Raw genomic sequence first — 9909 nt, forward strand, 5'->3', positions numbered from 1 at the left:
GCTCACCGACGACGCCCGCACCGCCCTGCTCACCGGCCCGCCCCGGTCGTTCCGCGAACCCAAGGCGACCGCTGCCGCCGTCACCACCTCCTCGTGGGTGCGGCTCCTGCCGCAGCCGTGGCGCGCCGGCGCCGAGGACGAGGCGTGGTTCACCGAGTGGTTCGCGCGGGCGCGCGAGGACACCGGCCCCGACGTGCTCGCCACCGCCACCGAGTACCTGATCGACATGCCCGACGAGACCGACGCCAACGGCGTGCGCTTCCGGGGCGACGCCTCGTTCGGCCCGGTCAAGGCGTCCGGCGCAGGTCGGCAGGAGCAGTCGGACTTCTACGACTACCTGGGCGTGCCCTGGGACTTCGCCAACGGCGGCAGCGCGCAGCCCGAGCGCGACCGCTACGGCGCCGTGGACTGCTCGGGCTACGTGCGCCTGGTGTTCGGCTACCGCCTGGGAATGCCGCTGCTGTCCACCAACACGCCCGGTCCGGGCATCCCCCGGCGTGCCTATGCCATCTCGCAATTCGGTCCGGGCGTGCAGGTCGTGGCCGACGACCACCGCCGCGCCACCGACTACAGCAGGCTCCAACCGGGCGACCTGGTGTTCTTCGAGGTGGAGGACGACCCGGAAACCCTGGACCACGTCGGCATCTACCTGGGCCTCGACGACGGCGGCCACCACCGCTTCGTCTCCAGCAGGGAACGGATCAACGGCCCCACGCTGGGCGACGTCGGCGGCACCTCCCTCCTGGACGACGGCGGCTTCTACTCGACCGCGTGGCGGTCGGCCAGGCGCCTCTGACCGCACGTCGGCTCCGAACCGGTCACCGTCCTGGGACCGGTCACCGTCCTGCCGGGAGCACCCGAGGAGAGCCCCACACCGCGTGCACCGGTTCGCAGTCCGGCACGTCGTTGTTCACCAACGAGTTGCGCAACGTGATGGTGGAAGTGTCGTACGGCAGCTCGACGACCACCTCACTCGCTCCACCCTCGACGACCACCACCTCCTCCAAGCGCCTGTTGTCGTCGCCCAGGACTTCGAACTTGACGGATGCCCGGGCGGTGGCGGAGTCGGCCCCCACGACCGGGACCTCCAACCGCCGGAAGCCCGTCACCTGGAACTGCTGTTCGACGGACACCTCCCCGCAGGTGGGCAGCTCGGCCCACACCGATGACGGGTAGGTCGTGCCCCGGACGTCCCGCTCACCGTGCCCGAACTGCCAGGAGTGGTTCGGCAGCGTCTCGAGGAGCACCGGGGTCGTGCCGTTGTTGTGCTTACCGGTCGGCGCGGGAACCGCGGTGCTCGTCGTCCCGGACGGCACCGGGGGCGTGCCGGCGGGCCGGGCGGAGGTCTCGGCAGTGGGCGGGGCTTCTGCCTCGCCTGGCCACCGCGGGCTCGTCGAGCGCCCCCAGAGGAACCCGGTCAGCAGCAGCACCGCCACGCCCGCGGTCCACAGCACCAACCACCTGGTGCGGCGCGTGCGGGGTCTGCGGGTGCCGGCCGGAGCACCGCGCAGCGCTTCGCGGAGCCGGCTGCCGAACTCCGGGTCGTCGCGAAGGTGCCGGACCAGCTGGAGGTACAGGGTCTGCGTCACGAGCGGGTCGGCCGGCGACACCTTGAACCGCTCGAAGGCTTCCGCGGCGAAGGGGTCGGACACCACCTGCACGTCGACCCGGCCGAGCAGGACCTCCAGCTGGACGTCGTAGACCCCGCTCCCCACCTGCTTCTTCCGGATGAGGTACTGCTCCAGTGGCCGCACCACCGACCACGCCAACTTCTCGTGCTTGTTCACGACGCGCTCCAAGCGGTTCGGGCTTCTCCGACGGGGCCGTCCCCGTGCGCACGGTGCTTCGGCGGCACCGGGGTCAGCCGTCCTTCTTGTCGTCCTTGGGCTGCTTGAGGAACAGGTCCCGGAGGAGGGTGAACGCGCCGGGCGGCAGGATCGGCTTCCCGTCCGGTTTGATCGGCATGCGCCCCGACCCGGGGTCGACGCCGCCCACGAGGAAGTCGCGCACCGTGGTGTTCAGGGCGTCGAGGACGCGCGCGAGGCGTGGTGGCACGGTGGTGCCGTTGTGTTCCCTGAGCTGGTCCATGAACTCCTGGTTCGCCTTGAGCGCCGCGTCGACGAGGGCGCCGCGCAACGGGTCGCGCGCCTGGTCACCGCCGACGAGCTTCATGAGCAGCGACAAGGCGTCCGGCATTTGCCGGTCGACGTTCCCCATCTCGTGGGCGACCGCCCTCGCCAGCGGCTCGGGGTGTTCCAACCTGGTGACCACGTCGAAGATCAGCGGCTCGATCCGGTGAGGTGCCGCGCGGAACAGGGCTTGGACGACGGGCACCAGGTCGCGGTGCCGCGTGAGCGCCCGGCCGAGCACGGTCAACGTCGAGGTGAGCCACTCGTCCGGGAACGCGGCGACGAGGGTCGTCACGAGCAGGGGCTGCGCGGTCAGGGTGTCCGCGACGAGGCGTTCGCCGAGCAGGTCGGGGCTCAGCGCGTTCACCGGGTGCGGTCCCGGGTACAGCCGCGACCAGAGTTCGACGTACTCGCGCACGGCCGCGGGGTCCTCCCCGAGGACGTCGGGAAGCCTGGCGATCAGCGCCTCCGCCCGGTCCCGCGAGGCCGGGGCGCACAACGTGGCGAGCGTCCCGATCACCGCGAGCGCGGTCCGCGCGGTCCCCGGCGCACCGCGGTCGTCGGTCGCCGAGCGCCACCGGCTGCGGTCGTGGTCGAGCACCCGGGCCGGCGGGTCCTCGTGACCGGCCGACCCGAGAACCGCTCCCAGGGCGAGCGCGTGGAGTTCCAGCACCGTCTCCGCCCGGCTCGTGGGAGGCGGTGCCACCGGCAGGCCGAGCGCGTCCGCGAACGCCGCCACCGCCGCCTCGGGCGTCGCGCCGACCGGAACACCGTCGAGCGCCACCGGGCCGACGCGGTCGGCGTCGCCGAACAACGCGGCGACCCGGTCGTCGGCGTGTTCCCGCAACGGGGTCAGCCAGCCACCGGTCGACCGTGCGAGCACCAGCAACCTGCTCGGGGCGCCGCGCGCCGACGAGCGGTCGACGAGCGCTTCCGCCAGCACCGCCAACTGCTCGGACCGCAGCTCGCCGTCCGGGACGACGACCAGGAGGGGCCTGTCGACCGAGCCGGCGCGGCGGATCTGGGCCGCGGGCGCCTGCCCGTCGAGCACACCGGCGAACCACCCGGTGCGCCGCAGCCTGTCGCACAGCTCCAGCGCCAGCCGACGCCGCCCCGAACCGGGACGCCCCACGAGGAGGCGCACGGCGCTGGTGGCCGGGTCGTTGGCCCACGCCGTCAGGTCCGTGAGTTCCCGCTGCCGACCGGAGAACGGCACCACGCCGTGCTCCGCCCGCAACAGCACGCTGGGCGCCACGTCGGCGCCCGGCGCGGGCACGGGCTGCACGAACAGCCGCGGTACCGCGAGGGTGGGCACCAGTTCGACCAGGCGCTCCACCAGGTCGGCCACGTCCTTGCCGAACCGCCGCTGGCTGAAGCGCGCGGCCTGGATGCTGGCGAACCGCTTGATGTCGGCGGGCAGTTCGTGGTGGCGCGGGGTGGTGGCGTTCTCCGGGGTGTCGAGCAGCAGCACCGGGACGACGGGGATGCCGTGGCTCAGCGCGTGGGCGATCTCCATCCTGACCCAGTCGTCCTCGGACTCGATGCGCGGTTTCCCGGTGGACGGGTCCCGCACCATCCAGTTCGGGCCGACGACGGCGACCAGGACGTCGGCCGAGTACAGGGCGTTGCGGATGGCCTGCGGGTAGGGCTCGCCCGGGTCCATCGAGACGCAGTCGCGGAAGACCGATTCCTTGCCGAAGTTGTCGCTCAGCACCTGGGCGATCGCGGCGGCGGCGACCGGGTTGTCCTTGGCCCGGTAGTTGACGAACACGCCTGCCATGTGATCAATCCTCCGCTTCGGTGATCGCATCGACGAGGCGCGCGCCATCACGTCCGAAAGGTGACCGAGGCGCGCATTTCCCTTTGTCGGCGATTTCCATGCTACCTGTCCGCATAAGTGCGGGAAGTGGGGGAGGAATCGTTTTCGGGGCGACGGGGAATGAGCATTGCTCGGCATTCGTATTGTGTCGAGGGGGATTCGTTCGGACTTTGTGCTCGCCGAGAACGTCGTTCACGCAGGTCGGGGTTTCGGTCCGGGAAACCGGCCACCGCTGAACTCCCGCGAGCGGAGCGGTGGTCAGTCCTTCGGTCCCAGGTAGCCGCGGGAGAAGGCGGTGGCCACGGCGGCTGCCCGGTCGTTGACGCCCAGCTTCGCGTACACGTGCAGCAGGTGCGTCTTGACCGTCGTCTCGCTGATGTGGAGCCGCTTCGCCGCCTCGCGGTTCGTCGAGCCGCCGGCGATCAGCTCCAGCACCTCCAGCTCGCGCTGCGACAGCGGCGCCGGGGCGGGTCTGCGCACCTGTCCCACGAGCCGGGTCGCGACGGTGGGGGAGAGCACCGCCTGCCCCCGCGCCGCGGCCTCCACCGCGCGGACCAGTTCCTCCCTCGGCGCGTCCTTGAGCAGGTAGCCGGTGGCGCCGGCTTCGACGGCCGCCAGCACGTGGCTGTCCGTGTCGTACGTGGTGAGCACCAGCACCCGTGACGGCACGCCGCGCTTCGCCAGCTCCCTGATGGCGGTGACCCCGTCGGTGCCGGGCATCCGCAGGTCCATGAGGATCACGTCTGGACACAGCCGTTCCCCGGCCGAGACCGCCTCCGCGCCGTCACCGGCCTCGCCGAGCACCTTGAAGCGCGGGTCGGCGCCGAACATGCCCCGCAGCCCGTCCCGCACCACGGGGTGGTCGTCGACGATCAGCAGCGAGATCACCTGCCGCTCCCGGCGGGGATCGCGGGCACCGTCACCGTGATCGCGGTGCCCCCGCCCGGCTCGGACTCGACGTCCAGCCGCCCCGCGAGGCGCTGCACCCGCTGCCGCATGCCGGCGAGCCCGAAGCCCCCGTCCGGGGAACCGCCGGCGCGCTGGGCGTCGGGTGCGAAACCCACCCCGTCGTCCAGCACGTCGAGCGTCACCAGGTCCTCCATGTACGACAGGGTGAGCGCGACCCGACCGGCTCGCGCGTGCTTGGCGACGTTGGCGAGCGCCTCCTGCGCGGTCCGCAGCAGCGCCACCTCGACGTCGGTGTGCATCGGCCGGGCGTCGCCGGTGGTGGTCAGCACCGCGTCGACGCGGTTCACCTCCGACCAGCGCCTGGTCACGTCGCCGATCGCCTCCGGCAGGCGGGACTCCGCCAGTGCGGACGGTCCCACCGCGTGCACCGTCCGGCGGGCCTCGGCGAGGCTCTCGCGGGCCAGCTCCACTGCGTTCGCCACGTGCCGGCGCGACGTCGCCGGCTCGTCCGACGCCTGCTCGGCGGCCTGGAGCTGGGTGAGGATGCCGGCGAGGCCCTGGGCGAGGGTGTCGTGGATCTCCCGCGCCATCCGCTGCCGCTCGTCGAGCACGCCGGCCTCGCGGGCCTGCACGAGCAGTTGGGCGTGCAGGCCCGCGTTCTCCGCCAGCGCGGTCTCCAGCTCGGCGTTGGCCCTGTGCAGCTCGACCAGCGCCCGCTTCTGCCGGTGGTTGCGCCGGTCGGACATCACGTCGGCGTGGAAGGCCGTCGTGGCGATCACCGTGGTGATCACGCTGATGGCGGGCCACTTCCACCACCCCTCGGCGGTGATGTTGTCCGCCCCGCCCACGTAGGAGACCGCCGTGACCGCGGACGTGACGACCACGCCGACGTACCGCCACCGGCCCTTCAGGTACTGGAAGGCGTGCACGTAGCCGATGAAGGCGAAGAAGCCGAACCAGGGCGTGAGCAGCACCAGGCAGGCGGTCAACCCGACGAGCACCGCGTAGTACAGGCCCATCAGCGGGTGGTCGCGGTGCGACTCCGGGTGGAGCGTGTGGAACCACAGCACCCACGCGGTGAGCACGGCGGAGAGGCCGAGCGCCGCGGGGAGGTGCACGGGTGCGCCCCAGAGCGGCTGCACCAGGGTGAACAGGACGCTGATCGCGAGCAGCGGGTACGGGAGCACCTTCAGGACCGCGGTCTCCTTGCGCTCCCAGCGGTCGAACTCCTCGCGCAACTCCGCCTCGACGCCCACGACCTACTCCCAGCGGAAGTACCGCGCGGCCGGAATCCCGGCCACGACCGCCCACCCCAGCACCACGGCCAGGTGCAGCGGCTGCGGCCAGTGCCCGACCGTGGCGTCCTGCAATGATTGCACGCCCGCGCCCAGCGGGGTGAAATCGCTGATCGAGCGCAGGACGTCCGGCATGCTCTCGCGCGGCAACCAGAGGCCGGCGAAGAACACGAGCGGGAAGAACACCAGCGTCCCGACCGCGCCGGCACTCTTGCCGGTCGACGCCAGGGACGCGATGAGCAGGCCGATCGTGAACATCGCCAGCGCCGTGGGCAGGTAGCCCACCAGGTAGGCGGGCGGGTTCCGGGGCAGGCCCACGCCGAACGCCAGCCGGCCGATGGCGAGCACGACCAGCGCGGTCGCCGCGGACAGGGCCAGGGCCATCAGCAGTTGCGCGCCGAGCATGGCCCTCGGCTCGACCGGGGTGGTCCGCATCCGCCGCAGCACGCCCTTCTCCCGGTAGGTGGCGAACAGCTGGGGCAGGGAGTTGAGCGCGAACAGGGCCAGGCCCAGCGCGACGGTGATCGGCACGTACAGGTCGATCGCCCGCAGGCCGACCGCGTCGTCGGAGGGTTCGCGCATCGCGGGGATGGCGCCGAAGACCACCAGCAGGAGCGGCGGGAAGGCGAGCGTGAAGAACACGAGCACCGGCTCGCGGAAGAACAGCTTGGTCTCGGTGGCGGTGAGTCGGGACAGGGCGGGCACGGTGGTCTCCTCAGGGGGTGGCGGGGCGGCCGGTCAGCGCGACGAACGCGTCGTCCAGCGAGGTCTGCTCGACCCGCAGCTCGGCCGCGGTGATCCGGTGGCGGGCGAGCACGGCGGTCACCGCGAGCAGCAGGTCGCCCGTGCCGGTCACGATCAGCCGGTCGCCGGCCTGCTCGACGGAGGCGACCTCGGGCAGCGCCGTCAGCACGGCGTGGTCCAGCGGCGCGGACGGCCGGAAGCGGAGGCGCTGCCGGTCACCGATCCGCGAGACCAGCCCGGCCGGGGAGTCGAGGGCGACGACCCGACCGGAGTCGATCACGGCCAGCCGGTCGCAGAGCCGTTCCGCCTCCTCCATGAAGTGCGTGACGAGCAGGATCGTCACGCCGCGGTCGCGGACGCCCGCGATGAGGTCCCACGCGTCGCGGCGGGCCTGCGGGTCCAGGCCGGTGGTCAGCTCGTCGAGCACCGCCACCCGCGGGCCGCCGATCAGGGCGAGCGCGATCGACAGCCGCTGCTTCTGCCCGCCGGACAGCCGCCGGAACTGCGCGTCGAGCTTGTCGGTCAGGCGCAGGACCTCGACCAGCTCCCGCCAGTCGGCCGGCCGGCGGTAGAAGGAGCTGTAGAGCTCCAGCGCCTCGCGGACCTTGAGCTTGTCGGGCAGTTCGCTCGCCTGGAGCTGTGCGCCGAGCAGTTGCCGCAGCTCGCCGGTGTCGCGTCGCGGGTCGAGGCCGCAGACGCGGATCGTCCCGCCGTCCGGGGTGCGCAACCCCTCGACGCACTCGACGGTCGTGGTCTTGCCGGCCCCGTTGGGACCCAGGATGCCGAAGATCTCGCCCTGCTCGACGGCGAAGCCGACCCCGTCCACCGCGGTGTGGTCGCCGTAGCGCTTGACGAGGTCGTGTACCTCGATGATCGCCATGCGGAGGAGCCTGCCGCCCGCGGGGACGCGCCGGATCGACCACGCGGGCGGGGATCACCGCGGACGCGGTAGACCCCCTCCATCCTCCGATCGGAGGATGGAGGGGCAGGCCCCCGGTGGAAAGCTCCGGGTGTTCCCCGCGTCACACGGACTGGAACCTGACACCGGTGTCACGGCTTAGCTTCGTGACGTCCTCGGGCCGATCGCCGATCACCGAACGCCGATCGCCGATCGCCGAACGAGGACGTCGAGAGAGGAAGCCGTGATGAGCACAGCCCTGGGGTACCGGACCTTCGGTCCCGCCGACGTACAGGAGTTCTTCGACCGGCCCGACCCGTCGCCCGGTCCCGCCGAGGTCCTCGTCCGCGTCGCGGCCGCGGGGGTCAACCCGATCGACCACCACCTCCGTTCCGGCCACCTCCGCGAGATGAACGGCCACCTCCCCTTCCCGCAGGTCCTCGGCATCGAGGCCGCCGGCACGGTCCTGGCAGTGGGTGACGAGGTGTCCGGCCTGGCCGTCGGCGACCGGGTCACCGGGTTCGCCCTGACCGGTGCCGGCACGTACGCGGGGACGACCCTGCTGCTCGCCGGGTCCACGGCCCGCATCCCCGACGCGCTGCCGGAGACCTGGGCGGCGACCATCCCCGTCGCCGGCACCACCGCGCTCGACGTCCTCGACCAGCTCGACCTGCCCGCCGGGGCGTCGCTGCTGGTGAACGGGATCGGCGGCGGCGTCGGCCTGGCCGTCGCCCAGATCGCGCGGGACCGCGGCCTGGTCGTGACCGGCACGGGCAGCGCGGCCAAGCGGGACAGCGCGACGGCCACCGGGGCCGCTTTCGTCGACTACACCGCCGGCGACGTCGTGGCCCGGCTGCGGGAGCTGGCCCCGGACGGCTTCGACGCCGTGGTCGACACGGTCGGGGGTGACTCGTTGCGCGCCGTCGCCCCGCTGGCGGCGAAGCCGGACGCGCTCGTCTCGGTCGGGGACGTGTCGGTGACCGAACTCGGCGGCGTGCCCGTCCGCCGCCGCCTCGACCGCGGCGGCCTGGAGCGCGTCGCCGCGCTGATGGTCGCCGGGCGGCTCGACCCGAACGTCACGGCGACCTACCCGCTCGCGCGGGCGGGGGAGGCGCTGGCCCTCGTCGAGTCCCGCCACGCGGCGGGCAAGCTCGTCATCGACATGAGGCTCTGACCTCACGACGCGGTGCCCTCACGACGCGCGGTGAAGACCCTCCTCGGCGTCCTCCTCGGCGCGACCGGGACCACCCCGGTCCGCGCCGAGCCGGTACCGGGTGTTCACCTCGATCAGCGCATCGAGGGCGTCCCGTGCCTCGGCGAGCCGGGTGATGTCGGCGGTCAGGCGGTCGCGTTCCCCGACCATCGTGCCGAAGGCGTCTTCGGCGATGCCGGAGTCGTCGCTGTCCACGCAGGGCAGCAGCCGGGCGATCACCCTGCTCCCCAGCCCCGCGTCGAACAGCCGCCGGATCACCTCGACCCGCGCGATCTCCGCCGCGGTGTAGTACCGCTGACCACCACTCGAACGTGTGCTGTGCAGCAGGCCCTGCTGCTCGTAGTACCGCAGCGACCGGGCGCTGACCCCGGTCAACCGGGCCAGTTCGCCGATCCGCATGGTCGCGGGAGACGCGGCGGCCACGAGGCCACCGTCCCGCGCGCAAGCCGGTACTCCCACCCCCGCAGTCTAATCGCCCGCTCCCGGGTTCGAGCGGGCGAGGACACGGGAGCGGAGCAGGCCGCAGGTGCCACCGGGCCGTTCCCGGTGGGGCTCAGGCCCCGGATTCGCGCCGCTCGGCCATCGTGTCCGGCGCGGACTCCGGGACCTCGGTGCGCAGGTCCGAGTCGCGCAGCACCTCGCGTGCCTGCGCCTCGGGGTCGGCGCTGCCGGTCTCCAGCTCCTCCGGCAGCAGGTTGGCGCGCGTCCGCGTCCGCTCGTCGACGCCGTTGCGCCGGTCGAAGACCTCGGGGCGGTCCAGGTCGTGCTCGCGCCGGAGGCGGGCCTCCTCCTCGGCGGACAGCTCGGTGGTGCCCAGGTCCAGCGGTTCTCGTTCGGTCACCCCCCTGCCGTACCCCGGACGGGGTCGTTCCACGCCTTCCCGGTGGCCCGGCGCTTCGGTG

The 9909-nt window shown here is 72.8% G+C and carries 10 protein-coding genes; 2 read left to right on the top strand and 8 right to left on the bottom strand.

All coding sequences use genetic code 11. From position 1 onward, the window contains the following. On the top strand, positions 1 to 796 hold a 796-nt coding region (locus tag ACR807_RS39230; protein WP_438926604.1), incomplete at its 5' end, for an NlpC/P60 family protein. Between the two features lie 40 nt (positions 797 to 836). Here ACR807_RS39230 and ACR807_RS39235 read toward each other — a convergent pair. From ACR807_RS39235 to ACR807_RS39260, 6 genes are all read right to left on the bottom strand, one after another. Beyond that, a complete protein-coding gene (locus ACR807_RS39235; protein ID WP_438926605.1) occupies positions 837 to 1787 on the bottom strand; it encodes a hypothetical protein in 951 nt (316 codons plus the stop codon). Between the two features lie 73 nt (positions 1788 to 1860). After that, positions 1861 to 3909, bottom strand: a complete 2049-nt coding sequence (locus ACR807_RS39240; RefSeq protein ID WP_438926606.1) for a toll/interleukin-1 receptor domain-containing protein — start codon at positions 3907 to 3909, stop codon at positions 1861 to 1863. A gap of 297 nt (positions 3910 to 4206) precedes the next feature. After that, positions 4207 to 4836, bottom strand: a complete 630-nt coding sequence (locus ACR807_RS39245; RefSeq protein WP_438926607.1) for a response regulator — start codon at positions 4834 to 4836, stop codon at positions 4207 to 4209. After that, entirely contained in the window at positions 4833 to 6113 is a 1281-nt protein-coding gene (locus ACR807_RS39250; RefSeq protein ID WP_438926608.1) for a sensor histidine kinase, read from the bottom strand. Before ACR807_RS39250 ends, ACR807_RS39245 begins: the two co-directional genes overlap by 4 nt. Before the next feature lie 3 nt (positions 6114 to 6116). Beyond that, the gene (locus ACR807_RS39255; RefSeq protein ID WP_438926609.1) at positions 6117 to 6857 is read right to left on the bottom strand and encodes an ABC transporter permease; all 741 of its coding nucleotides are present in this window, start codon (positions 6855 to 6857) and stop codon (positions 6117 to 6119) included. Between the two features lie 10 nt (positions 6858 to 6867). Next, entirely contained in the window at positions 6868 to 7776 is a 909-nt protein-coding gene (locus tag ACR807_RS39260) for an ABC transporter ATP-binding protein (protein WP_438926610.1), read from the bottom strand. A 265-nt stretch (positions 7777 to 8041) separates the two neighbouring features. Between ACR807_RS39260 and ACR807_RS39265 the strand changes: the two genes are divergently transcribed. Then, positions 8042 to 8968, top strand: coding sequence for an NADP-dependent oxidoreductase (locus ACR807_RS39265; protein ID WP_438926611.1), 927 nt, complete (start codon positions 8042 to 8044; stop codon positions 8966 to 8968). 18 nt (positions 8969 to 8986) lie between these two features. Here the strand turns inward: ACR807_RS39265 and ACR807_RS39270 are convergent, their stop codons facing one another. Together ACR807_RS39270 and ACR807_RS39275 are read right to left on the bottom strand one after the other, a co-directional pair. Continuing rightward, a complete protein-coding gene (locus tag ACR807_RS39270; protein ID WP_438926612.1) occupies positions 8987 to 9430 on the bottom strand; it encodes a MerR family transcriptional regulator in 444 nt (147 codons plus the stop codon). A gap of 130 nt (positions 9431 to 9560) precedes the next feature. Then, positions 9561 to 9848, bottom strand: coding sequence for a hypothetical protein (locus ACR807_RS39275; protein WP_306750761.1), 288 nt, complete (start codon positions 9846 to 9848; stop codon positions 9561 to 9563). Between the last annotated feature and the right edge of the window lie 61 nt (positions 9849 to 9909).

Origin of the sequence: Saccharothrix sabaoui (assembly GCF_051756985.1) — a bacterium.
In the GTDB taxonomy this organism is placed as follows: Bacteria; Actinomycetota; Actinomycetes; order Mycobacteriales; family Pseudonocardiaceae; genus Actinosynnema.